The following is a 24,132-nucleotide window of genomic DNA, read 5'->3' as shown; positions in this document are numbered from 1 at the left end:
TTTCCCATGTCAGAGAACAAAAAACTCGTCTATTTTCTTTGTACAGGAAACTCATGCCGCAGCCAAATGGCGGATGGCTGGTTGAAGGCGCTTGGTAATGATCGCTACGAAGTAAAAAGCGCCGGGTTGGAGGCACATGGGCTGAATCCGCGCGCCGTTCAGGTGATGAAGGAAGCCGGCGTCGATATTAGCAGCCATACATCGGATGTCATCGATCCGGAGATTTTGAATCGAGCTGACTATGTAATAACGTTATGTGGACATGCAGACGAGCATTGTCCGGTGATTTCGAATAAAAACGTCGTGAAATGGCATTGGGGTTTCGATGATCATGCCAAGGCGACCGGTACCGAGGAAGAAATTACGAGCCATTTTCGAGCGGTTCGGGATGCGATTAAGTCGCGTATCGAAAAGTTTCTTGCCGAAGGACGGTAAATTTGAACGGGTTGTTTTTATGGACGCGATTCATTACAAAGTTAAGCAAGACGGCGCCATTGTGAACAAGGCCTCCTACATGGTCATCGGCATCGATTTGGACGGCAATAATGGACGTGCTCGGCATGTGGATCGGGGAAAACGATTCCTCGAAATTCTGGCTGAATTTTAGCTGTTCATGAGTTCCGGTATCGAGTACGTTAATTACGCTCATTATCTGGTTGTTAACCATATTTTTGGTCGTGAAAACAGATCACATGCATTGAATAAACAACGCGTGTCGTAAACGCGATTGATGCTCATTGATACCTTTTGGTCCTTCACAAAGCAATTCCAAAATCTGCAATTGCAGAGGATGAGCCATGATCTTAATAATATTTACTTTGTATTGCTGAAGTGCAAGTTGCATAGCCATTCACCTCACTTTATTTCGTCTTTGGGGCGATTTGAATGAGAATAGCTATGTCCTTGCTGGATCTGGCTTTAAACAAGATGTCATTTCTTTTTGGGATTCCTTGTTTGATAACGCCGCGCATTCACGGAAAGCAAAATGTTTACATCCTAGACATTTATTCAAATCCAGCTGCAATAGCGCGTGGTTAAGCGCCTCACCTGTGTGTCCAAAAAAATGTTCAGCCCCAATCAGCGTATACAACCCAGTTCTCTTCAATACCTCCAACGGCTGGGATTGAATTCCGGATACAAGAATGATCCCGCCAAATTTCTCGAAGTGTTTCACCAGGCTGGCTAGATTCGATTCACCCGTCGTATCCATAAAGGGCACTTTTCCCATGCGTAGAAGTAACACTTTCGGCCTCTGGTGAATCGTATCCATAATGGATTTTTCAAACATATTTGCGACACCGAAAAAGAGAGGGCCTTCGATAGTATAGATTCCAATTTGTGGGCAATCGTGGCCTTTGGTTACCATATGGGCTTTCACTTTTTCATGTTTAGCTGCTGGGTCAGGCAATACCTTGGAAACCAGTAAGCTGTCACTCATTCGTTTCACAAATAAAATTACGGCTAAAATTAATCCGACTTCAACGGCAGTCGTTAAATTTGTAAAGACGGTAAGCAAAAAGGTAATGAGAAGGACAACGGAATCGCTCGTTTTTGTTTTTAAGACATGAGCGAATTCTTTTCGTTCACTCATGTTCCAAGCAACCAGCATAAGAATCGGTGCCATACTAGCAAGTGGGATCTCCGATGCATAAGGTGCAAACAAAATGAGCACCAGCAGTACAACGATGCCATGTATAATACCCGACAAAGGTGAGACCGCACCGTTTTTGATATTGGTTGCTGTTCGTGCAATGGCTCCTGTCGCTGGTATGCCTCCAAAAAGAGGGGCTACCATATTGGCGATGCCTTGTCCAATCAGTTCCCGATTGCTGCTATGACGACTGCCGGTCATGCCGTCGGCAACAACCGCCGATAATAAAGATTCGATGCCGCCCAACATGGCAATAATAAAGGCGGGACGAATCAAATTTTCAATGCGATCCCAGGTTAGATCAGGGAAATGAAAATGGGGTAGAGTGCTTGGAATAGCTCCAAATGACGATCCAATCGTTGCAACTTCCCCTTTAAAGAATACGGTCGCCACTATAGTGGATACGATAAGCCCTACCAAGGAACCAGGGACCTTCGGTAAAAATTTCGGCGTTATGAGGATGACAGCCAAGCAAACCACCGCTGTGATAACACTGTAGAAATTCGTAGTTGCGAGATGCATTACAATTTCCTTCATATTGGGTAGAAAATTCTCGTGTTTCTCGATACCGCTCAAACCTAAAAAATTAGCAATCTGTCCGCTGAAAATTATGATGGCAATTCCGGCAGTAAATCCGATGGTTACAGGGCGAGGAATAAACTTAATCAAAGCTCCGAGTTTAAATAGCCCCATGAGCACCAGAATAATTCCCGCCAAAAATCCTGCAAGCAATAAATTTTCGTATCCATATTCCATTACGATCGCGAAAAGGATCGGAATAAATGCACCGGTCGGGCCGCCAATTTGAAATTTAGAACCCCCGAACAAGGAAATACAGATACCGGCCACGATGGTGGTATAAATGCCATATTCCGGTTTTACACCAGCCGCAATAGCAAACGCCATCCCTAATGGAATGGCGATAATGCCAACAATAAGACCTGAAATGAGATCCTTACGGAGAGCTGCTGCATGGTATCCTTCAAATCTTCCCGTCCATTTCATCCGAACTACCTTCTATTCTTCGTATATTTGATTATTTGAATATATGTGAAATGTTACTCCTGTCATCGAATAATGTCAATCGTAATAATCTCGTGTCGCCCCGCATGTTTCCGGCTGCAAAACAAAAAAACAAGGTGATCCTTGATGTTGCTTATGGAACCCCTTGTTTTTCAGTTTAAGATTCATTTCGAATGACCTCAAGTAATGAAATGGCATCAACGAGATGATTATCGAAGATCTGCTTTGTGACTGCGAGCAAATCTTTAATCAACGGGTCACGTAACGAATAAATGACAGAAGTACCATCTTTTAAGCCCGTCACCACATTTTTATTTCGTAATACTGCCAACTGCTGAGAAACGGCTGAACCCTCTGAGCCTAAAATACTCTGTATCTCATTTACGTTTTTATCTCCTTCACTCAGAACCTCCAGGATTCGAATCCGCATGGGATGCGCCAGCGCCTTAAAAAAATCGGCTTTAAACTGTTGGATATTTTGATTCATGCTACGCTACCTTCGCTATCGCTATACTTTTGAATATAGAATATCATAACACAACTCCACCCAAAAACTTCTGGAAAGAAGGGCATACCGGCGCATGGATTGTGATTTGGTTGAAACTCCCTCCTATATAATGCACATTATATTCAAATATATAAATATTTGATTGTAACGAATTAAGGGCGGGTACGAATGCCGGATTCTACGAGTAATGACTCATCACATCAAGATTCGTCATCCTCTCACGAATAGACTACACCTTTCATGCAAGTAAGCAGTCAAACCGTCATAACAATGGGGATTCATGCGTTACATGAGATCGGCTCCAATTCCATTTGTAACGTTTGTATCGCCAATGGAGGTTCCTGTTGTCAAGGGTGCCGACATCTTGTCGAAGGTATTGGGTGCCAAAAACGAAATACAAGTTGTACGGCATGGTTATGCTGGTTTTTAAAGTTTTTTTTGTATGAAACTGGACTACTACGAGAATGGAATGACTTTTAGGAGCAAGTCCCGGGACAAGATTACCGTGAGGACTTTACGTCAGAGGTCTTTTATGTGACAAAGTCGTTACACCTTCCGGATCTTCGCAATTTGAGTGCGGCTCTTGCTACCGATCTTCATGAGTTGGCTAAATCTCACATTGCGATCGGGTTTATCCTAACCCTACGGGAAAAAATCGATAAACAGATAGATCAACTCCATGAGTGTCAGCATAATCGGAAAAAGAAAACCAAACTAAAACGGAATATAAAAATGTTATTCAGTCCTTTCCAACGCTTTCAGAAAGAACTTCATGAATATCGACTAAAATTTCCGATTTCGTAGCAATGATGAAGGGTGGGAATATTGGTGTTTCATCGTGTATTACAGTCAGTGGAATGTATGTACCCTAACGAAAACTGACAAATGATGAATTGGAAAAAAACCTGGTGGATACCAGTCATGAATGGATCCTACAGAGGACAGGCATTCATGAACGCTGAGCGAGACACCAGCGCGCGCTCTCTGTATAAGTTGCAGTCAGGAATTTCGTCTTTCGGTATAACAAGACGAATTATTGTTTGCACCACTACACCAGTTTTTCCTTTTCCTGCTGCTTAATTTAAGCCCATTTTCAAACTCAAAATGCTGGTGTGATTGATATTAGTGCCGCTTGAGCTGGATTTACTTATGGACTTATCATGGCTCATGGCTTGATTGCTTCTGGACTGCATAGGAAGGTTCTGGTCATTACCGGTGAAATGCTATCCCAAATTACAGATAATTCGGATCGTACAACCTGCGTCTTGTTTGGCGAAGCGCCGGTGCCGATCTAGTGGAAAGAGATGACCAGTTTGAGGGATTCGTCAGTTATCATGTTTGATCCGATGGCAACAGTGGGAGTTCATATTTATTGGACAGGGCTTGCCAATAGACTCGGCGAGCAAAATTGTGCGACTAAAACAATTGTATTGTCCAAAATAGAAGGGAAGTATTTCGTTGGGTGATGCGAACCATACCCAATTTGAATTCATCAATTGAAAGAATCTCTGATTTGTGTTCGATGGTAGGTGATGGAGTGACCGGCCCAATCGTATTGGGCGTACAGCTCTGCGGGTGCCTCGATCTGCTTTGCAATGTATTGAATGACTGCTTTGGGCACTTCGAATTTATGGAAAGGAAATCGCGATTCATATTGGAAAAACTAAACAGAACAGTAAATCCCCAACCGAGTCTCCCCCGACTTATTGCCAACTTGCTGCATTTAGTTAGGAAGAAACGTAAAATGCTCAATTAACTCCTCCAGTTCCCAATTTCGCTTCACTTGATCCCCTCCGAGTAAAGTTCCTAAAATAGTCAGAATCGGAACAATGATATTAAATTTAGTTTTATCCCTATCAAAAATAGGCAATAATCTAGTAATACAAAAATAAAAATGTCTTGACTATGTAGCATGGTACAGGGTTTACACTTATGAGGGAGGTGAATCATGAGGTATCGTTCAGGAGACATATCCAAATTATGTAATGTGAATAAAGAAACGCTCAGATACTATGAACGAAAAGGTCTGATTGCCGAACCTATAAGGTCAGATGCAGGCTACAGGCTTTATCCGGAAGATACGGTAAGACGAATCATGTTCATTAAACGTATACAAGAGCTTGGTTTTACGTTATCCGAAATTGATAAATTGCTTGGTGTCGTTGATAAAGACGATGTGAGATGTGCAGATATGCACGATTTTGTTGTTCAAAAACTCGAAGATGTTCGGTTAAAAATCAGAGACCTTGAGCGAATCGAATGTATGCTAAAAGATTTAAAAGACCGCTGTCCGGATGAAAAGGCCATACATGAATGCCCGATCATTGAAGCGTTAATCCGCCATGAGGACAAGGAGGAAATTCAGTGAAAGAAAATGCAAAAAAATTCGGATGGGGTGTTTTAGCTCTGCTTACCTGTCCTTGTCATGTCGTTTTGATTCTTCCCTTGCTTGCTGGAACAATGCTTGGTGCGTATTTTGCTGCTCATCAAACTGCCGTTAGCGTGATTTTGGGGATCGTATTTGTGATTTCCATTTTGATGATCTTCAAAAAAGCGAATAAACAAGGAAAAAACGATGCAGTACACGATTGCTGCTCGGTTCCAGGGAGAAAACCAGGTGAATGATTTGAGAGAAAAACTAACGAGTTGGGGGGCAGTATTATCCGCTTTTTTGATGTCCAACTGCTGCCTAGGACCCTTAATTCTCATTCCTCTTGGATTATCCGGTTTGGCAGGCACACTCGCGATCTTTTCAATCAAATACCAGCTATTTTTAAAAATCATAACGTTATTATTTCTTGGAGTTTCATTTTATTTAGTGTATAGAAGAAAACGGAGAAGCAAAAGTACGGTTATCACGTTATGGACGACGACCATTTTAGTTTTAGGTGCATTTCTTTTTTTAGGATTGGCTGAAAATGGACTATTATAAGAAAGGGTGTATTGTATGAAAGCAATGGGGATGATGGTGGTATTGTCTGTTTTATTATTTACTACGGCATGCGGTAGCAATTAAAAATCAGCGGCTGCTGAAGCAATGCAAACCAAAAATGCAAGTAGTACAGTTGCAAGTGCAATTGTTGCAAATCAATCCGCGACATTTACGGTTACGGGACTTGAATGCTGCCCGCCTTCTGTTATTGTGGATTTGATTTCAAAGGTTACTGGTGTCAGCAAAGTAGACATTGAACCTTTGGGAAGCAAAGGGAAAGTGACGGTTTCGTTTGATGATCAAAAAACCGATGTTAAGAAAATTCAATCATCGGTTACAAAATATGGGTTTGGTGTGATTGGAGGATAAAAAATGAAAAAATACCGCATCCAAGTTCAGGGTATGACGTGCAGCGGCTGCGAAGAGCATGTTGCAACTGCACTTGAAAACATTGGGCTGTCAATATCGAAGCGAATTTTCGCCGCAATGAAGCCACGTTTGAATTGCCGGGTGATGTTAGAATCGAAACCGCCCAAAAAGCGATCAACGAGGCAAAATATCAATCCGGAGATACACAAGTAATCGAATCTCACGATGCTCCGGTTCTCGGTGATGAAGGCGACTATGATTTTCTCATCATCGGTTCCGGCGGTGCAGCATTTGCCGCCGCGATACAAGCGGTGGAACATGGTGCAAAAGTTGCGATCATCGAACGGGGAACGGTGGGCGGCACCTGCGTAAACATTGGCTGCGTACCATCGAAAACGCTGCTTCGTGCCGGTGAAATCAATCATGTAGCTAAAAGCAACCCTTTTTTGGGGCTTGCCACATCTGCCGCTGCTGTGGATCTAGCGAAGTTGGTTGAACAAAAAAATGAATTGGTAGCTAACATGCGTGAACAAAAGTACGAACATTTAATTGGTGAGTACGGATTTGAACTCATTCGCGGCGAAGCGAAATTCATTGATGAGAAAACCATCGCGGTGGGTGGTCGAAAGCTTACTGCAAAGCGGTTTTTAATCGCTACAGGTGCTTCTCCTTCGATTCCGGATATTCCAGGATTAAAAGATGTAGAATACTTAACAAGCACGTCCCTGCTTGAGCTTAAACAATTGCCTAAAAGCCTTGCCGTCGTTGGCTCCGGATATATTGCACTGGAATTGGGTCAGCTGTTTCACAATTTAGGCTCTGAAGTTATGCTGCTTCAAAGAAGTCCTCGCATCTTAAAAGAATATGATCCTGAAATTTCCGAAGTGGTGACGAAGGCAATAACCGAGCAAGGAATAAATCTTATTACCGGTGTCACGTACGATCGAATCAAAGCAAATGGGGATTTGAAACAAATTCATATTACCGTAAATGGCGAAAAGAAAGTCATCGAAGCCGAGCAACTGCTCATTGCAACCGGCAGAAAACCAAATACCGGAGCTTTGAATCTCTCTGCCGCAAGCGTCAATACGGGTGTCAAAGGCGAAATCGTCGTCGATGATTTTTTAAAAACCTCAAACCCAAGAATTTATGCCGCAGGCGATGTAACGATGGGACCGCAGTTTGTGTATGTGGCAGCATATGAAGGGCGGATCGCGGCGGATAATGCCGTAGGCGGGTTAGAGAAGAAAATAAATCTTGAAGCTGTTCCAGGTGTTACCTTCACGTCTCCTTCCGTTGCTACCGTAGGACTTACGGAAGAGCAAGCTAAGGCAAAGGGCTATGAGGTGAAAACCTCTGTTTTGTCTTTGGATTCGGTGCCTAGAGCAATTGTCAATCGCGAAAGAACCGGCGTATTTAAATTAGTAGCGGATTCTAAGTCGTTAAAAGTGCTCGGTGTTCATATTGTCGCTGAAAATGCCGGAGATGTGATTTATGCTGCGACACTTGCAGTCAAATTCGGCTTATCGGTCGAGGATCTACGCGATAGCCTAGCACCATATCTAACTATGGCTGAAGGATTAAAATTAGCAGCACTCACATTCGACAAAGACGTATCTAAATTATCCTGTTGTGCTGGATGATATAAATGATGTGTGGTGAAGCCACCCGTAGATCGTAATGGTATCTGGTTCAACTAGTTGATAATGAAATTCAGTCAACACTAAACTTTAGTGTAATTGACCGGGTTTTTATTTGCTATATATGCCCAAAAATTACTTATAATTACATCTACATTGCGGTTCGTGTCAGCTTCGTTGGTACTACCCCAAGAAGTCCCGAAGCCCGCTCTGTTTGTTCGTATGGATGTGTTTGCTGTCCAGCACAGGATGTCGTTCATTGAGTCTATTTGTTCCGAAGAAAAAGCTGGTTTTAGATCATTTCACTTATTCCTGCCTCTTAAAATCTGTCGTGGTAATTACTGAACGCTGTGATGGCGATAATATAAGGTTTTTTTCGGTTCGCACAATTAAGTAAAATGTGTTTTGTGGCTTGAATGCCGTCCATTTCCGGCATTCGGATGTCCATAAAAATAATGTCGAAATCCTTCTCAAGCGCGGCATCTACAGCTTGAAGACCGGTCACCACGATTTTTGCCATACAGCCGAACTGCTTTAATTGTGACTTTTATAAAGGCCCTATCACATCTCCCGGATAATAATGGCCAACATATACTCGCGAAATCCCTATTGCAACGGCTAAAGCCAACATAATGTAGCCCCACCATCCGGACCAGCGTTTACGAATAAGTACCGTTAATGCAAGTGCGAATGCCCCCGATGTATGATCACTTGGAAAGGAAGCATCCGCTGCGTGAGGGAACAGTAAATGAACCGGATGGCTTACAAACGGCCGAGGCTCAAAATAGAACTGGGCAACCACATAATTCAGAAACAAAGCCAGCATCCCAGCGAACCCCGACTGTACATCAATATGTCTCCTTCGATCGCCAAGTACCCACACGAATCCAAGCCATATAGCAAATAACTCCAAACCGTATTTGCTTACAAGTACCATAATCGAATCGAGCCAAATAAGATGTCCCGACAAATCGTTAATAAATTCCAAAAAATTGGCTAAATCTGGATGCGGGCTGGTAAAGTCTGCTTTTGTTTTTATATTGGTTTCATAATTAATAATCTTTATATCTTTTGAGCCCCAGTTAATCCAAAGTTGACAACAATACATTACGCGATTATTATACGTATAGGGGTATACGTAATGATGATTTTGAAATCATTTGGGTAAACTCGAACAGGATAGGTAAGCTCCGGAAAAACACCAATTTAGGAGGGTTACGATTTGACTGCACATCCAGAAATCAAAGCCGATCAGACGCTTGATTGCAAAGGTTTGGCCTGTCCGATGCCTATCGTCAAAACCAAAAAAGCGATGGATCAGCTGCAATCCGGGCAGGTCATCGAGGTTCAGGCAACCGATAAAGGTTCACTGGCTGATATACAAGGCTGGGCCAAGAATACCGGCCATCAATATTTGGGTACGATTCAGGATGGCGACGTGCTCAGGCACTTCATCCGTAAATCGAGCGCGGATGAGATCAAGGAAGAAAAAAAATATCCTCACACCGTGACCAATGAAGAGCTGGAGAAAAAGCTGGGCAACGTAACCGTGCTCGATGTTCGCGAGCCTGCCGAATACGCGTTTAATCGCATACCCGGCGCCGTCTCCATTCCGCTTGGGGAGCTGGAAGAGCGCCTCGGCGAGCTCAATCCGGATGATGACATTCACGTAGTATGCCGTACGGGAACACGCAGCGATCTTGCTTGCCAATTGCTGGCCGAGAAAGGCTTCAAGAACGTGAAGAACGTGGAGCCTGGCATGTCCGGGTGGTCCGGCCCGACGGAAAAGAACTTTCAAATCTAATCATCGACCAAGGAGGTCATTCCAAATGAGCACGAAAGTAGCGATTATCGCAAGCAACGGTGGACTGTTCGATGCCTATAAGGTCTTCAACATCGCGACCGCATCTGCGGCAACGGATGCCGAGGTGGCGATCTTCTTCACCTTCGAAGGACTGAACCTGATCCACAAGCAGGCGCATCACCAGCTTCCGCTGCCAGCGGGTAAAGAGCATTTCGCGGAAGGCTTCAAGAACGCCAACATTCCTTCCATTCCGGAACTGGTGAACATGGCGCAGGAAATGGGCGTGAAAATCATCGCCTGCCAAATGACGATGGACGTCATGAACCTGAAGAAAGAGGATTTTATTGAAGGAATCGAAGTCGGCGGAGCCGTCACGTTCCTGGATTTCGCGAAGGACGCAAACGTGTCCTTGACGTTCTAATTCATCAAAGGGGGAAACAACATTGACTACTGCAAGCGGACTCCGCCCGATGACAGCTGGAGAACTGACGAAAATCGTCCTGAACAAAGAAGAGCTCTTTATTCTGGATGTGCGCAACCAAAGCGATTTTGACGATTGGAAAATCGAAGGGGAAAGCGTCGAGATCATCAACATTCCGTATTTCGACTTGCTTGACAGCGTGGATCAAGCGTTAGAACAAATCCCAAGCGACAAACGCTTGCTGGTGGTATGCGCCAAGGAAGGTTCGTCCAAATTCGTGGCGGAACAATTGGTCCAGGCTGGAAGAACGAACGTCTCTTATCTGGAAGGCGGCATGAAATCCTGGAGCGAGCATCTGGAGCCGGTAAAAATCGGGGATTTGAAAGACGGCGGCTCCCTGTACCAATTCGTGCGGATCGGCAAAGGCTGCCTATCCTACATGGCGATTTCCAGCGGTGAAGCGGCTGTGATCGATACGCTCCGGATGACGGACGTATTCGAACGCTTCGCCAGGGAACAGGGAGCAACCATTAAACACACGCTGGACACGCACCTGCACGCGGACCACATTTCCGGCGGGCGTAAATTGGCGGAGCAAACAGGCGCAACGTACTGGCTGCCGCCCAAGGACGCGACAGAAGTAACGTTCCCATATGAGAAACTGGAAGAAGGCCGTGACATCACGGTTGGCAATACGAAGATCAAAATTCAACCTATTTACTCGCCAGGTCACACCATCGGCAGCACGTCGTTAATCGTAGATGATGAATATCTGCTTACGGGCGATATCCTGTTCATCGAATCGATTGGCCGCCCGGACTTGGCTGGCAAAGCAGAGGACTGGGTTGGCGATCTTCGCAACACCTTGTATAACCGTTACAATGGCTTGGCTCAGGATTTGATCGTACTGCCGGCCCACTTCGGCAAAGTGACGGAGCTGGGAGAAGGCGGCCGCGTCATAGCCCGTTTGTCGGATCTGTACCGCAACAATCCGGGTTTGAACATTCAGGATGAGGAGACGTTCCGGCGGACGGTAACCGTGAATTTGCCACCTCAACCGAACGCCTATCAAGAGATTCGCCAAACGAACATGGGTAAGATTACACCGAACGAAGACGAGCAGCGCGAGATGGAAACCGGTCCGAACCGCTGCGCGGTGCATGATAAATAAGGGAGGAACATGAATATGAATACAAATATCACGGTGGATGCGAAAGGTATGGCTTGCCCGATGCCGATCGTCAAGGCAAAGAAAGCGTTGGATAGCCTGCAGACGGGTCAAGTCATGGAAGTTCTGTCTACGGACAAAGGCTCCGTCAAAGATTTTCAGGCGTGGGTCAAACAGACGAACCACGAACTCACTCAGCACGTCGAAGAAGACGGCGTTTATAAATTTTACGTTCGCAAAGTATAAAAAAATAAGCGGGACCCGGAAGGGCCCGCTTATTTCGCCTCGTCATATACGATAGTGACGCCAAGGGAACAGTAACTTTCTTCGGTATAATGCCCTTGGGGGCAAGTTTTCGTGCTGCATGCCATGTCGTTTTTCGCTTTCAACTTTTGATTGCACACCGGGCATTTATCTTCGAAAAGGATTTTTAATTGTTGAAGCAATTGGATCACCTTATTTGTGATGAGTTTACTTGGATTTAATTATAACCTGTATTCACCTTGATGTCACGCCTTATAGAAAACTTTACGACAGGAGGGTGTCATGGATTTCTTACTGCTCATTGTCATGGTGCTCATCGGTCTGGTCGGCTCTTTCTTTTCGGGGCTGCTCGGTATTGGCGGCGCGATTATTAATTATCCCCTCCTACTGTATATTCCATCCCTTTTCGGTGCGGCACACTTTACCGCCCACGAAGTTTCCTCCATCAGCATGTTCCAAGTCTTTTTCGCTTCACTTGCGGGTGTTATCGCGTTCCGGAAAAAAAGCAAAAAGGGAGGAACGGGCGTCGTCAATAAACAGTTGGTTTTTTACATGGGAAGCAGCATTCTTGCCGGCAGCCTGGTCGGCGGCTTTGTTTCGAGTATGTTGAACGGGGATGTCATCAACCTGATTTACGGCATCCTTGCGGTACTGGCCGTCGTGCTGATGCTCGTTCCCAACCGGGGGAAACAACAGGAAACGGACGACCTCCGTTTCAACAAAATCATTGCCATTACCGCGGCATTTGTAGTAGGTATCGTTTCCGGAATCGTAGGGGCCGGCGGCGCGTTTATCTTAATTCCCATTATGCTCACCGTTCTCAAAATTCCCACGCGCACAACGATTGCGTCATCGCTCGCGATTGTTTTCATTTCGGCTATCGGAGGCGTCATCGGGAAAATGACGGGCGGGGATATCCCTCTGTGGGCGACGGTATATACCGTCATCGGCAGTTTGATCGGAGCACCGATCGGCACGATGGTCAGTTCGAAAATCAACGTGAAGGTGCTTCGATATGGTTTGGTCGTCCTGATCGTACTCACGGCCATTAAAGTGTGGTCGTCGATTTTGTAAATGAATAAATCGTATCTGTAAACATTTGCCGCGGTAAAAGGATTGCATTCTTTTTTATTGTTCACTACTATACTTATAGGGGTATATGTAAAAATTCATGAGAGAGAAGGTATGTGACGAGGATATGGCAAGAGATAAAACGACAATCGTGCTCTTCAGCGGCGATTTGGATAAAGCCATTGCGGCATTCATCATTGCGAACGGAGCTGCGGCGTATGATCACGAGGTGACGATCTTCTTCACGTTCTGGGGATTAAACGCGCTTCGCCGTGCCGAACCGATCAAGACGAACAAAGGCCTGCTCGAAAAAGCGTTCGGATGGATGATGCCGCGCGGCGCGAAGAAGCTGGGCTTGTCGAAAATGAACTTCGGCGGCCTGGGACCCCAGATGATCAAGCATGTCATGAAAAAGCACAAGGCCTTGTCGCTGCCCGAGTTGATTGAGTTGGCTCAAGAACAAGGCGTGAAACTGGTCGCCTGTACGATGACGATGGACTTGCTCGGTCTGAAACAGGAAGAATTGATCGATGGTCTGGAGTATGCAGGAGTAGCCGCATATCTGGGGGACGCCGCGAACGGCAAAGTAAACTTGTTCATTTGAACAAGCGGGTATGAACTTATTATTTTTTTCTTTATACTATACCCATACACGTATAAGGAGATGTGGACTTTGAACTACGAATACAGCGACGAAATCAAAACCCGGCTGCGCAGAATCGAAGGACAAGTTCGCGGGGTGCTGCGTCTGATGGAGGAAGGGAAGACCTGCAAAGAAGTCGTTGCACAGTTGTCCGCTGTTCGCAACGCATCGGACAAGGCTATCGCTCAGATCGTTGCGGAGAATCTGCAGCAATGCATCCTGGCGGAACAGGCCGCCGGTAATGATACGGGAAAGATGGTTAAAGAAGCTGTGGAGCTTCTGGTAAAGAGCCGATAAAACGCAACAAATAACAATCTGAAGGAGAGAAAAACATGGCATTCAAGATTCCAAAGCAAATTACTCCGCAAGAAGTTGCAGCCCGTCTGAAATCAGGAGAACCTCTGATGTTGCTGGATGTACGCGAACCGGCGGAATGGGCGGAAGGACACGTGGCCGGAGCCAAACATATTCCCCTCGGTCAATTGGGCGAACGTCGCAACGAACTGAACCCCAAGCACGAAACCATCGTGATTTGCAGAAGCGGCAACCGGAGCGGACTCGCATGCGAACTGCTCAGCGAACAAGGATACAACGTCATTAACATGACGGGCGGACTCAATAATTGGACAGACGAACTGGTTCGGGATTAAACGAATAAAGGAGGAGGAACGTTGGCGATCGTGTTTGCTCTGGTCGTTCTTGTTCTGGCTTCATGGGGACTCCGCCGAATTTGGCCGGCCAAAGGGCTGAATTGGGTGGATTCCCAATCATGGAAAGAAGCCATCGACCGGAATTCTGAAATGAAACTGTTGGACGTTCGCGATGCCATGGACTATGAAGCATGCCACGTGAATGGCTCCATTAACATATCTTTAGGCCGTCTTCCGGTGCTTTGGAAGAAGGAGTTGTCGCCGTAGGATTCCGTTCTCATCATCGCGGATGGCGATTACGAGCGAAGATCCGCCGCGCGAATCCTCAGACGACGCGGCTTCCGGAAGTTATATACCGGAGAAGGCAAAGGATGCGCATAAAAGCCAAGGCGAAAGGAGGCCTTTTTAGTTGAACAGCGACCTTTGGGTAAATATCATTCTCGTCGTTCTGGTACTCGTATTCTTTTATTTCCGATTCGGTCCGACGAAAGGGCTAAAGACGCTTAGTGCGGCAAATTTCAAACAAGAGCTTGAGGGGTCCAAGCAAACGGTTCTTATTGACGTTCGCGAACCGGGAGAGTTCAAGGGAGGACATATCCAAGGGGCGAAGAATATCCCTTTGTCCCAGTTGAATCGCCGGCTTGGCGAAATCCCCAAGGATCGGGATCTGTTGCTCTATTGCCGAAGCGGCATGAGAAGCAAAAGTGCAGCGCGGATTCTGATGAAGAACGGTTTTACCCGGCTGGCTCACTTGCGCGGTGGTATCAGTGCTTGGACAGGCCCGGTGTCGAAGCGATAAACGGGAGGGTTAATCCTTAATCGTATGGGTAATCATAATCCGGAGAGTACGGATGGAACTGCCAAGGAGGAGAGACCCTATGCATGATCGAAGGTTCAATCTGGAACATATGGCGGAATTGGAGAGTCCTGAACGCAAAGCAGCCAATCCTCCGGAGCCGCTGCTTGATAAACTCGATGTACGTGATCCTTTTTCGCTTCTGGACTTGGGGGCCGGCACCGGTTATTTTACGCTTCCGGCGGCGGAGCGAACGAGCGGTATCGTATTCGCACTCGATATCGAACCGCGAATGCTGGATGTCATCCGCGGCAAGGCGGAAGCGCGTCAACTGCACAATATTCAGACCCTGCAAGGACAATTGGAAAACATTCCGCTGGAAATGGAATCCGTTGATCGGGTGCTCGCATCCCTCGTGCTCCATGAAGCAGAAACCGTCGATCAGGCCGTTGCAGAAATGCATCGTGTCCTGAAATCCGGCGGTATTTGTCTATGTCTGGAATGGGAGAAGAAAGAGACGCCACAGGGGCCGCCTGTCCATCATCGCATCAGCGCGGATGAATTGAAACACTCCTTAGAGCAGCACGGATTTTCGATAATCGAGGCCGTAAGGCCGACGGATGCCCAATATGCCGTGATTGCTCGTAAAAAGTGAAAAGGGAGAGGTTTATATGATGTTCCATTACACGGTTGAAACGGAAAAGACACCGGAACAAGCTATGGAGAAACTGTCGGAAACCCTGAAGGAAGAAAAGTTCGGCGTGCTTTGGCAGTTGGATATGAAGGCTAAACTTCAGGAGAAGGGTGTGGATTTCAACCAAACTTTTCACATCCTGGAGGTTTGCAACCCCGTCGAAGCCAATCGAGTGCTATCGGAAAATTCGTTAGTCGGCTATTTCCTTCCTTGCAAGATTGCGGTGTATGAGGAGAAAGGGAAAACGCGGATCGGCCTTCCGAAACCTACGGCCCTGATCGGCCTCGTGGAAAACGACAACCTCATGGCGATTGCAACGGATATCGAGAAACGACTCATTGCTTGCGTCGATAAAAGCAAATAATACGTCAATATGCAGAAAGAACCCTGTCATGCAGCACTAGTTTTGCATTAAACCTAACACAGAAAAAATGTATATCAATAATTCCTAAATCAGGAATATATTGATGTATTTTACCTAGACAGCCAACAAAAAAACTCCTAATGTTGGGAGTGTGTGTGTTCAGGCACGTTACCCAACAAAGGAGTATCTGTAAAAATCAATGGTAAAATCCTCAATAAAATCAGTTGAAAATTCCCCAATTATGCCTAAAACTCTCCTCTTGGAGGAGAGGAAAAATATGATCAAGAATGGGGAGTTTTATGTGATTCACGAAATGAAAAAACGAGGCATGAACATCTCACAAATTGCAAATGAGCTGGTCATGCAGGGTTCTTTCTGCATCAGTCTCACTTTTTACTCCGTGCTGAGGGGCGGAAGGAAGCGATCTCGAAGGATTTATATCCGCCAGTCAGGTTAGCTGCGTTATACCCATGCTGTCTTAAGATTCGAGTGGCCACGTTGCCGCGATAACCGACTTGGCAATAGACCATGAGCGGCTTGGCGGGATTCAATTCGTTCAGTCGGCCTCTCAGCTCATCGACGGGAATATAAACTGCTCCGGGAATATGTCCGGCGTCGAATTCTGTCCGCGACCTCACGTCTAGAAGAACCATTGCTTCCGTGTCACGCAAATGAACGTCCTCCAGGCTTACGATGGGCGACAAGCCGCTCAGCGCGTTCTCGGCCACGTATCCCAGCATGTTGACGGGATCTTTCGCGGAGGAATAGGGCGGCGCATAGGACAATTCCAGTTCGGTCAGGTCGTACACCGAGCCCTTCAGGCGCATGACGGTCGCGATCACGTCAATCCGCTTATCCACGCCCTCTCTGCCGTAAGCCTGTGCTCCGAGAATCTTTCCTTCAGCATTGAATAACAGCTTGAGTGTGATGGACGAAGCTCCGGGATAATAACCGGCATGCGAGTTCGGGTGTACTACGGCGGTTTGGAAAGGGACGCCGTTCATTTTCAATATTCGTTCATTGTTCCCTGTGCCTGCCGCTGTGAGGCCGAAGATCTTCAGGATGCTGGTGCCTTGCGATCCTTTATACGTGCTCGGCAATCCGCAGATGTGATCGGCGGCGATGCGTCCCTGTTTATTCGCCGGTCCGGCAAGGGGAATAGTGGTTTGGCGTCCGCTGACGAAATCCGTGACTTCAATCGCATCGCCTACGGCATAAATGTCCTTGCAGTTCGTCTGCAAATGCTCATTCACGAGGATATGTCCTCTGGGCCCGAGTTTGATGCCCGACTCCCTGAGGAATCCGGTTTCCGGCGTAACACCGATCGCGAGAATGACCAAATCTGCTTCTTGAGAGCCTCCGCTCTTCAGTTGAACGCGTAAACCTTCACCCGCTTCCGTGAATGCGGTGACGGAATCGCCCAAAATGAGGCGAACGCCGTGCTTCTGCATTTCTTCCTCGGCAATCGTCACCATATCCGCGTCGAATGGAGAAAGGATATGCGGTGCCGCTTCAACCAGCGTAACGGAGAGTCCCCGTTCCGTGAGCACTTCCGCCATTTCCACGCCGATGAAGCCGCCGCCGACAACCGTGACGTTCCGAATGCCATCCTGATCCACGATCTGCTTCAATCTGTCCGTGTCCGGAATGTTGCGAAGCGACACGATCCTGGGATGGTCGATTCCTTCGATCTTCGGTCGGATCGGTCTCGCTCCAGGCGCAAGGATCAAATAATCGAAGCTTTCTTCGTATTCTTCCTTGCCATTGCGGCGTACAAGAACAATTTTCCTTTCGGGATCGACTTTGATAACCTCGCTGTTCACCCGGACATCGATGTTAAACCGCGACTTCATCATTTCCGGAGTCTGAACGAGTAATTTGGAACGCTCTTGGATGCTTCCGCCGATATAGTAGGGGAGTCCGCAGTTGGCGTACGAAATGTAGGCATCTTTTTCGAACATCACGATCTCGGCCTGCTCATCCAGTCTTCTCAGTCTGACGGCTGCGGAGGCGCCGCCGGCTACTCCTCCGATGATCACGATTTTTTTCATTATTCGATAACCTCCTGTGCCTTGTGTTCTTGCTGCAATAGTTCCAATAATCGTGCGGCTTGCGGATCTTTCAGCCGATAATTGACCTCAAGTCCAACCCGCGTACCCGTAATCACGCCGGCGGCGCGCAGCTTTTGAAGATGCATGGACAAGGTGGATTGCTGAAGCTTCAAGCATTCCTGCATATCCGTCACATTGCAGCTTCCTTTGTCCATCAGCCCCTGAATGATGCAAAGGCGAACCGGATGTGCTAAAGCTTTGAGCCACTCTGCTTGTCTCAAATAAAAATCTTCCAAAAGGTTTCGCCTCCTTTCCTTGATTATGTATCATTGTATCATGATATAGTGAAATATACTGTGATATTTATCACGCGAACAGAAGGGAACGGCTATGGACAACAAAGGGAAGATCGTCCTGATCATCGAGGATGACGAAAAAATCCGAAAGCTAATTGGCATCTATTTGCAAAAGGAAGGCTATCAAGTGATGGAGGCGTCGGACGGGGAAGAAGGCCGTGAGCTTTTTGAAAAATATGATCCATGTTTCGTGATCATGGATTTGATGCTTCCGAAAATTTCAGGAGAGCAGCTGTGCCGGATCATCCGCAGCGAGCTGAAGAGCGATGTTCCCATGATTATGTTGACAGCCAAAGCAGCGGAAGAAGATCGAATCCGTGGACTGGAAATGGGGGCCGACGATTACGTCACCAAACCGTTCAGTCCCCACGAGCTTGTCGTAAGGGTGGAAACCGTATTAAGACGCACGGCTCACCGATGCGGCAAGATCAGTTATCGCGGAATTACGGTGAAACCCCTGCGAGGAGAGGCCAAATACCGCGGAGAACTCGTCCCTCTAACTTTGCACGAATTTCGCCTGCTTCATTATTTCATGCGCCACCCGAATCAGATCGTCACAAGGGAACAAATATTAAATGAGTTGTATCCGAACGATGTCAAACTCGTCGTAGATCGAACGGTTGACGTTCACGTCAGTAAACTCAGGGAGAAACTTGATAGGCTTGGAGCTGAAAAGGATACGATTGAGACCATCCGGGGAATGGGGTATCGCTTTGCGGCTTATTAAAAGCAATCTGATCTTCAAGATGTCCGTCATTAATGCGATTATCGTAGGAATTGTAGTTTTGCTCGCGGGATTCACGGTAAAAGAATATGCCTGTTCGCTGGTGAATCGGTATGACATGGCCCCCTTAAGCGGTTTTCGGGCTTCCCTGCAGGGTTTCTTGTACCGGTCGAGCATCCTGGCTTTGATCGCAGCGACAATCCTCCATTACTTACTCACGAGACGGGCGTTCAGACCGCTGAGGAGATTGGCGACCGCCGCGAGGCAAATGTCGGACGGCACCTACCCACCTGATCTTCCACAAGCCTCGGATGATGAAATCGGAAAGCTGACCGCCGATTTTAACCGGTTGATCCGTGCGCTGAAACAAAATGAAGAGACCAAAAAACAGATGGTCGCCGATCTTTCACACGATTTACGAACGCCGATCAGCAATTTAACAGGTTATCTGGAAGCGCTGCGAAACGGCGTCATTCAAGGGGATAAGGAGCTTTATGATTCATTGTACGAAGAAGCTGTTCATTTGAAGAATTTGACCGAGCAGCTTCATCAATTAAACGTATGGGAAGCGAACAGCGACCGCTGGTCTATGGGTAAGGCCGAGGTCGAGATGTCCGGTTTTTTGGCCGCGGTTAAAAATACTTATGGGTGGGAAGCCGGCCGGAATAAGATTGAAATCATGCTCCGAGCGGAAACGGCGTCCATCCTGGTGAATCCTAAAGGCCTCAAGCAAATTTTCGATAATTTGATGCAAAACGCGATACAGTATAACACAAGCAGCTGGATCCGATTCTCTGGAGAGGCCCGTAACGGGATGTATATCGTGGAAATAACCAATGAAGGACCATTATTGCCGGATGAGAAGGAGTCGTATTTATTTGAGCGTTTCTACAGGGCGGACGAATCGCGTATGCGAATGGGAGGTTCGGGACTCGGGCTGGCGATCGTGAAGGAAATCGTTAGCCAATCCGGAGGGGAAACGGGACTTCGCAGAGAAGGTCGGAACTATACCTTCTGGGTTGCACTACCGTTATCGCAGAACGAAATCCAAGGAGAAAGGAGCACGCGATCATGAATTCCATTGCGATAGGTCCCATTGTCATTACCTATTCGCTCATGTATACCGCACTTTCCGTGTTGGCCGGTTATCTCGCGGTTAGGCTGCAGCTGCGCAATACCCCTCAACAGGATCGGAAAGCCGTTCTGGATTCCCTGATTACCGCGTTTTCCGTCGGGCTGCTGGTCTGGAAGTTCAGTCCGGCAATATTCGACTTTTCGATCATTCGGGAGCATGTTTCGTCTTTGCTTTATTTCAATGGAGGGACTCGCGGTTCGTATTTGGCCGGCCTAGTTGTATGCGTCATCTTGGCGGTGCAGAGCCGCAAGCTCAGGAAACCTATTTTTTATTTTCCAGAACTCCTCCTCTTAGGGTATCTTGCGGGAACGGCGGTACATGGAGTATTGTGGTTTTTCCGCGAACAGGGCGGTGTGCCGGCGTTAGGAACGACAATATTGGCTGTAATGATTTTGATCCTTCATATCCGTCAGCAACCCCGGCAGATTGGCGCACCGTATCCGCTATTCGTCACGCTGCTGTGGCTAAGCCTTGGGCGTGCGCTGATTGCTTTTGTTGGGCCGGAAGGGGATTCGGCTTGGTTTGTATTCTCCGTCGGACAAACATTTTGGTTGAGCATGGCATTGCTTTCTTTCATGGTCAAAGTGTTATTGGAAAAAAAGCAGACGAAGAGCGCATGAGCCGTGGAATCGGTGTAAGATAAGGCCAAGACGACTCTAAACGGGAGGGGTTCGTATGATGTTGCCCGCAACCGCAGAACGTGTCGAAACTCATACCGATGACGCGGTCAATCAGAGGATTCAACAGAGGACGGAACAGAGAAGTGGTTCCTGCTTTCAGGCGTCGTCGGAGGTTTTCTGCTTCAGCATGCGCTCCAGGGATGGTGCCCGCCGCTTCCGGTGATTCGAAGACTAGGCGTCAGAACCGCGTCTGAAATCCAAGAAGAAAAGCAAGCTTTATTACACGTATTGCATAACAGAAATTGAATATTTACGAAAAACGGGAGCTGCCCCATCAGGCAAGCTCCCGTCTTTTAAATACAATGAATATAGGAGGATTCGTTAACGATCAGACCTTCCGGGTGTTCGGCGAATTGAGCACGAATGGCACCGAACGCATCCGTATCGAGAACGCGTCTTCCTTCCGTATACTTCTTCAATACCAGCTCGCCTGCTCCGGCTACTTTGTAGCGTTTGCTCAACTTAAGCGGACTTCCTCCGATTTCGATGTGTTGAATTCTTTCCCCCACCGGGTTGTAGGGCTTGAACGCCATGGAAAGGTTAGAGGATCGCAGCAAATACCCGCCCTTTTGATCGAATGGATCGGCCGCGAAAACTTGCTATAGATTGGTTTCCAGCGCCTTTAGGATGTCCATTCCTTCCATTTCCAAGGTGAATAGCCTGGGGTTGGTCGGAATGATGTTATATAAATCCCTCAATGTGACTTGTCCGGGTAAGACAGGCGCTCCATATCTCCAACCGTGTGAAAAAGCGATAACAGCTCCCGTCGCAAGAATATAGGAATCGGTGATGATTCGATCCATCGGAGCCTTATTGAGCATCATACGATGAAGCGGCGTCGCCAATTGGCCCACAACTTCCATCATTTCGCTACGATACGGGGAGAGATGGGCGTCTATAAGCGTCTGCATGTTCGGATCGAGGGGATAGTCTGCTTCCAATAAGGTCACGAGACGATGTTGGAACCGGGCAATGCGTCCAAACTCCAACTCTATATCTAATCTGCCGATGAATGATCCGCTGGCGCCGGATTTCACGATGAGAGTCCCATTGGTGCGAATCGGCCTCTTGATTCTGTCGTGGCTGTGCCCGCTCAGCAGAATATCGATGCCGGAAACCAGGCCGGCTAATTTGACATCAAGCGGCAGTCCCATGTGGCTGAGAACGATGATGAGATCCGCCTTTTCCTCCGACCTTAGTCTCGGAATCCATTTCGATAATTCCTCAACGCCATGTGTAAAATTGAAGTTTCCCGCAAAAGAAGGAGGCATCGTCTCTTCCAAATGAGGGTAAGCCAATCCGATCAAACCCACGCGGCAACCGGGATACTCTTTGATGGCGTACGCGGCGAAAGGAGTTTTTTTCCCGTGGACGTTGCAGGCGAGAAGGGGAAATTGAAGAGAGCCAGCCAGTTTCCTCAATTGGTCTGGTCCGTAAGCGAAATCCCAATTTCCCGGCACCATGGCATCCAAGCGCAAGTGGTTGAGAATATCAATCATGATCTCGCCCTGCGACTTCACAAGGGGACCGGTTCCATGGAACACGTCTCCGCCATCTACGTAAAGCACATGATCGGTATCCTCGCGAACTTGCTGCACATATCCGGAAATTCGGGCATAACCGCCGGCGGTTCGATAAATGGGACGGCCTGCATGCCAGAAAAACTCGGGATGAGGCTCCAAGCAACCATGTGTATCGTTCTGTTGTAAAATCGTCAGTTTCATTTTTATGAGCACCCTCCAATTCAAACCTGCCTAACCACAGCTTAGTTATTGCGTAGTGTGGCCCGTTTTCAAATTTATTAAAAAAGAAATCGGGCAAAAGAAACGAACTTTAACGAATCTAAACAATCGATCCGTAAGATGTTACCGAGAAAGGAGGGAATGTGATTGGAACAAGTATCGATTGTCGTCGCTTTCACGGCGGGAATGCTTTCGTTTTTGTCGCCGTGCGTATTTCCGCTTGTTCCCGCTTTCGTGTCCCATATCGCGGACGCGATGATTGAGGGAGGAAAGGTCGCCGCCAATCGCAGAATACTGATCATGCGCTCCGTCGGTTTCATCCTGGGATTCAGTGTCATTTTCGTGGCGATGGGGGCCACCGCCAGCGTGATCGGGCAATACGTGGCGATGCAGAGGGATTGGATTGAAAAGATTGGCGGCCTGCTGATCGTAATTTTCGGACTTCAAATGACCGGCTTATTGAAACTGAAGTTTCTGATGGGTTCAGTCAAATGGGGAAGCGGAGATAAAAGAAAAGGGTGGATAGGCTCTTTCTTGCTCGGGCTGGCATTCGGCTCTGGATGGTCGCCGTGCGTCGGACTTGCTCTTTCTTCGATTCTGATTCTGGCGGGCTCATCGGATACGCTGCTGCAGGGCATGGGGTTATTGTCCGTCTATTCCTTGGGGCTTGGCATCCCATTTCTGATGATCTCATTGGTGCTTACTTATTCGCTTAAGATCGTCAAACGGGTTAATCGTATGCAGCCCGCCCTTAGCATGGTGAACGGCGTGCTGATGATCGTGCTCGGATTGCTGCTCTATACCGGCCAGTTGCAAAAGTTGAGCGCGCTGCTTGCCCGTTATTCATTCTCGCCGTACTAATACCTGGGAGGAACAAAAATGAAATCACGTAATCTCATTATCGGAATATTTTTGATCGGACTCATTGCATGGGGCGTCTTTGATAACGTGAAGAAACAAGGTGACAATCCGGACAAACAAACGCAGGAAAACCCTACCGTGAACGCCAAAGCCGGGATCAATGCAGGGGATCTAGCCGTCGATTTCAAATTGACATCTTTCGACGGCAAAGAGATTTTTTTGTCCGACTATCGGGGAAAGAAGGTTCTGGTGAATTTCTGGGCAAGCTGGTGCCCTCCTTGCCGAGCAGAAATGCCGCATATGGAGAAGTTCTATAAGGAGTTTCAGGACAAGGACGTTGTCGTGTTGGGTGTTAATCTGACTTTTACCGAAAAGTCGCCGAAGAACGCCACGGATTTCATTGATGAATACAAGCTCACATTCCCTATGGTGAAAGACAGCGCCGGGGAAGTCAGCGACGAATATGTCGTTATTTCTTATCCTACGTCGTTGTTTATCGACACACAGGGAATCATTCGCCATAAATTCCAGGGAGCCATCACATACAGCATCATGAAGGACTCCATAGCAGATATGAATTAAAGA

Annotated in this window: 27 protein-coding genes and 6 pseudogenes; 25 read left to right on the top strand and 8 right to left on the bottom strand. The window is 47.2% G+C overall.

Annotation, left to right across the window (positions count from 1 at the left end):
- The first annotated feature begins 6 nt into the window (after positions 1-6).
- Entirely contained in the window at positions 7-435 is a 429-nt protein-coding gene (gene arsC / locus SD70_RS20685) for an arsenate reductase (thioredoxin) (RefSeq protein WP_041049400.1), read from the top strand.
- Positions 436-448: 13 nt separating this feature from the next.
- A pseudogene (locus SD70_RS36230) lies at positions 449-599 on the top strand (transposase); the annotation flags it as partial.
- 296 nt (positions 600-895) lie between these two features.
- Here SD70_RS36230 and SD70_RS20675 read toward each other — a convergent pair.
- Positions 896-2,656 carry a SulP family inorganic anion transporter gene (locus SD70_RS20675; protein ID WP_041049399.1) on the bottom strand — a complete coding sequence of 587 codons (1,761 nt, stop codon included), beginning with the start codon at positions 2,654-2,656 and terminating at the stop codon, positions 896-898.
- Between the two features lie 175 nt (positions 2,657-2,831).
- Positions 2,832-3,161 carry an ArsR/SmtB family transcription factor gene (locus SD70_RS20670; protein WP_036684721.1) on the bottom strand — a complete coding sequence of 110 codons (330 nt, stop codon included), beginning with the start codon at positions 3,159-3,161 and terminating at the stop codon, positions 2,832-2,834.
- A gap of 1,169 nt (positions 3,162-4,330) precedes the next feature.
- Here SD70_RS20670 and SD70_RS40455 point away from each other — a divergent pair.
- Positions 4,331-4,477 (top strand): annotated as a pseudogene (locus SD70_RS40455) (ketoacyl-ACP synthase III); the annotation flags it as partial.
- A 197-nt stretch (positions 4,478-4,674) separates the two neighbouring features.
- Here the strand turns inward: SD70_RS40455 and SD70_RS36225 are convergent.
- Positions 4,675-4,830 (bottom strand): annotated as a pseudogene (locus SD70_RS36225) (hypothetical protein); the annotation flags it as partial.
- Between the two features lie 300 nt (positions 4,831-5,130).
- On the opposite strand from SD70_RS36225, the gene merR reads away from it, so the two are divergent.
- The 5 genes and pseudogenes from merR to merA all read left to right on the top strand — a co-directional run bounded on the left by merR (position 5,131) and on the right by merA (position 8,126).
- Positions 5,131-5,550, top strand: coding sequence for an Hg(II)-responsive transcriptional regulator (gene merR, locus SD70_RS20660; protein WP_041049397.1), 420 nt, complete (start codon positions 5,131-5,133; stop codon positions 5,548-5,550).
- Positions 5,547-5,807 (top strand): hypothetical protein, encoded by a 261-nt coding sequence (locus SD70_RS35130; RefSeq protein WP_082053534.1) that lies wholly within the window; start codon positions 5,547-5,549, stop codon positions 5,805-5,807. The genes merR and SD70_RS35130 overlap by 4 nt, the downstream gene beginning before the upstream one ends.
- Positions 5,800-6,114, top strand: a complete 315-nt coding sequence (merT, locus tag SD70_RS36220; RefSeq protein WP_197081100.1) for a mercuric transport protein MerT — start codon at positions 5,800-5,802, stop codon at positions 6,112-6,114. The genes SD70_RS35130 and merT overlap by 8 nt, the downstream gene beginning before the upstream one ends.
- 105 nt (positions 6,115-6,219) lie before the next feature.
- Positions 6,220-6,483: a mercury resistance system substrate-binding protein MerP gene (gene merP, locus SD70_RS36215; protein ID WP_156158115.1), complete on the top strand. Its 264-nt coding sequence runs from the start codon at positions 6,220-6,222 to the stop codon at positions 6,481-6,483.
- A gap of 3 nt (positions 6,484-6,486) precedes the next feature.
- Positions 6,487-8,126, top strand: a pseudogene (merA, locus tag SD70_RS20650) (mercury(II) reductase).
- A 316-nt stretch (positions 8,127-8,442) separates the two neighbouring features.
- Here merA and SD70_RS20645 read toward each other — a convergent pair.
- Together SD70_RS20645 and SD70_RS35125 are read right to left on the bottom strand one after the other, a co-directional pair.
- A pseudogene (locus SD70_RS20645) lies at positions 8,443-8,655 on the bottom strand (response regulator); the annotation flags it as partial.
- A gap of 15 nt (positions 8,656-8,670) precedes the next feature.
- On the bottom strand, positions 8,671-9,231 hold the full coding sequence (locus SD70_RS35125; RefSeq protein WP_082053533.1) for an undecaprenyl-diphosphatase: 561 nt from the start codon (positions 9,229-9,231) through the stop codon (positions 8,671-8,673).
- A 114-nt stretch (positions 9,232-9,345) separates the two neighbouring features.
- Here SD70_RS35125 and SD70_RS20640 point away from each other — a divergent pair, with 114 nt between their 5' ends.
- The 12 genes from SD70_RS20640 to SD70_RS20585 all read left to right on the top strand — a co-directional run bounded on the left by SD70_RS20640 (position 9,346) and on the right by SD70_RS20585 (position 15,998).
- Positions 9,346-9,927 carry a sulfurtransferase TusA family protein gene (locus SD70_RS20640; RefSeq protein WP_041049394.1) on the top strand — a complete coding sequence of 194 codons (582 nt, stop codon included), beginning with the start codon at positions 9,346-9,348 and terminating at the stop codon, positions 9,925-9,927.
- 25 nt (positions 9,928-9,952) lie between these two features.
- Positions 9,953-10,348: a DsrE/DsrF/DrsH-like family protein gene (locus SD70_RS20635; RefSeq protein WP_041049393.1), complete on the top strand. Its 396-nt coding sequence runs from the start codon at positions 9,953-9,955 to the stop codon at positions 10,346-10,348.
- Between the two features lie 49 nt (positions 10,349-10,397).
- Positions 10,398-11,519 (top strand): MBL fold metallo-hydrolase, encoded by a 1,122-nt coding sequence (locus tag SD70_RS20630; RefSeq protein ID WP_052487700.1) that lies wholly within the window; start codon positions 10,398-10,400, stop codon positions 11,517-11,519.
- Positions 11,520-11,534: 15 nt separating this feature from the next.
- Positions 11,535-11,762, top strand: a complete 228-nt coding sequence (locus SD70_RS20625; protein WP_041049391.1) for a sulfurtransferase TusA family protein — start codon at positions 11,535-11,537, stop codon at positions 11,760-11,762.
- A gap of 300 nt (positions 11,763-12,062) precedes the next feature.
- Positions 12,063-12,854 carry a sulfite exporter TauE/SafE family protein gene (locus SD70_RS20620; RefSeq protein ID WP_041049390.1) on the top strand — a complete coding sequence of 264 codons (792 nt, stop codon included), beginning with the start codon at positions 12,063-12,065 and terminating at the stop codon, positions 12,852-12,854.
- A 124-nt stretch (positions 12,855-12,978) separates the two neighbouring features.
- A complete protein-coding gene (locus SD70_RS20615) occupies positions 12,979-13,455 on the top strand; it encodes a DsrE/DsrF/DrsH-like family protein (protein ID WP_041049389.1) in 477 nt (158 codons plus the stop codon).
- A 69-nt stretch (positions 13,456-13,524) separates the two neighbouring features.
- Positions 13,525-13,791: a metal-sensitive transcriptional regulator gene (locus SD70_RS20610; protein ID WP_041049388.1), complete on the top strand. Its 267-nt coding sequence runs from the start codon at positions 13,525-13,527 to the stop codon at positions 13,789-13,791.
- Between the two features lie 35 nt (positions 13,792-13,826).
- On the top strand, positions 13,827-14,144 hold the full coding sequence (locus tag SD70_RS20605; protein WP_041049387.1) for a rhodanese-like domain-containing protein: 318 nt from the start codon (positions 13,827-13,829) through the stop codon (positions 14,142-14,144).
- Positions 14,145-14,174: 30 nt separating this feature from the next.
- Entirely contained in the window at positions 14,175-14,411 is a 237-nt protein-coding gene (locus tag SD70_RS20600; protein WP_231571367.1) for a rhodanese-like domain-containing protein, read from the top strand.
- 142 nt (positions 14,412-14,553) lie between these two features.
- On the top strand, positions 14,554-14,943 hold the full coding sequence (locus SD70_RS20595) for a rhodanese-like domain-containing protein (RefSeq protein ID WP_041049386.1): 390 nt from the start codon (positions 14,554-14,556) through the stop codon (positions 14,941-14,943).
- A gap of 79 nt (positions 14,944-15,022) precedes the next feature.
- Positions 15,023-15,595 carry a class I SAM-dependent methyltransferase gene (locus SD70_RS20590; protein ID WP_197081099.1) on the top strand — a complete coding sequence of 191 codons (573 nt, stop codon included), beginning with the start codon at positions 15,023-15,025 and terminating at the stop codon, positions 15,593-15,595.
- Positions 15,596-15,614: 19 nt separating this feature from the next.
- Positions 15,615-15,998, top strand: coding sequence for a DUF302 domain-containing protein (locus tag SD70_RS20585; protein ID WP_041049431.1), 384 nt, complete (start codon positions 15,615-15,617; stop codon positions 15,996-15,998).
- A gap of 386 nt (positions 15,999-16,384) precedes the next feature.
- Here SD70_RS20585 and SD70_RS20580 read toward each other — a convergent pair whose 3' ends face one another.
- Both SD70_RS20580 and SD70_RS20575 read right to left on the bottom strand, forming a co-directional pair.
- Positions 16,385-18,049, bottom strand: a complete 1,665-nt coding sequence (locus SD70_RS20580; RefSeq protein WP_052487697.1) for an FAD-dependent oxidoreductase — start codon at positions 18,047-18,049, stop codon at positions 16,385-16,387.
- Positions 18,049-18,345 carry an ArsR/SmtB family transcription factor gene (locus SD70_RS20575; RefSeq protein WP_041049385.1) on the bottom strand — a complete coding sequence of 99 codons (297 nt, stop codon included), beginning with the start codon at positions 18,343-18,345 and terminating at the stop codon, positions 18,049-18,051. The genes SD70_RS20580 and SD70_RS20575 overlap by 1 nt, the downstream gene beginning before the upstream one ends.
- Positions 18,346-18,439: 94 nt before the next feature.
- Here SD70_RS20575 and SD70_RS20570 point away from each other — a divergent pair, with 94 nt between their 5' ends.
- Genes SD70_RS20570 through SD70_RS20560 form a run of 3 tightly spaced genes read left to right on the top strand, consistent with a single transcriptional unit; the run spans position 18,440 to position 20,884 of the window.
- Positions 18,440-19,132 (top strand): response regulator transcription factor, encoded by a 693-nt coding sequence (locus SD70_RS20570; RefSeq protein ID WP_041049384.1) that lies wholly within the window; start codon positions 18,440-18,442, stop codon positions 19,130-19,132.
- Positions 19,068-20,204: a sensor histidine kinase gene (locus tag SD70_RS20565; protein WP_197081098.1), complete on the top strand. Its 1,137-nt coding sequence runs from the start codon at positions 19,068-19,070 to the stop codon at positions 20,202-20,204. The genes SD70_RS20570 and SD70_RS20565 overlap by 65 nt, the downstream gene beginning before the upstream one ends.
- On the top strand, positions 20,201-20,884 hold the full coding sequence (locus tag SD70_RS20560; RefSeq protein WP_041049382.1) for a hypothetical protein: 684 nt from the start codon (positions 20,201-20,203) through the stop codon (positions 20,882-20,884). Before SD70_RS20565 ends, SD70_RS20560 begins: the two co-directional genes overlap by 4 nt.
- A gap of 353 nt (positions 20,885-21,237) precedes the next feature.
- Here SD70_RS20560 and SD70_RS20555 read toward each other — a convergent pair.
- A pseudogene (locus SD70_RS20555) lies at positions 21,238-22,668 on the bottom strand (bifunctional metallophosphatase/5'-nucleotidase).
- Positions 22,669-22,833: 165 nt separating this feature from the next.
- Here SD70_RS20555 and SD70_RS20550 point away from each other — a divergent pair.
- Complete coding sequence (locus tag SD70_RS20550; protein ID WP_231571348.1) at positions 22,834-23,547, top strand: cytochrome c biogenesis CcdA family protein; 714 nt, start codon at positions 22,834-22,836, stop codon at positions 23,545-23,547.
- Between the two features lie 18 nt (positions 23,548-23,565).
- Entirely contained in the window at positions 23,566-24,129 is a 564-nt protein-coding gene (locus SD70_RS20545; protein WP_041049381.1) for a TlpA disulfide reductase family protein, read from the top strand.
- The last annotated feature ends 3 nt before the right edge of the window (positions 24,130-24,132 follow it).

This window comes from Gordoniibacillus kamchatkensis (assembly GCF_000829455.1).
Taxonomy (GTDB): domain Bacteria; phylum Bacillota; class Bacilli; order Paenibacillales; family NBRC-103111; genus Gordoniibacillus; species Gordoniibacillus kamchatkensis.
The sequence above is the reverse complement of the archived record's forward strand: the minus strand, read 5'-3'. Positions and strand labels throughout refer to the sequence as shown.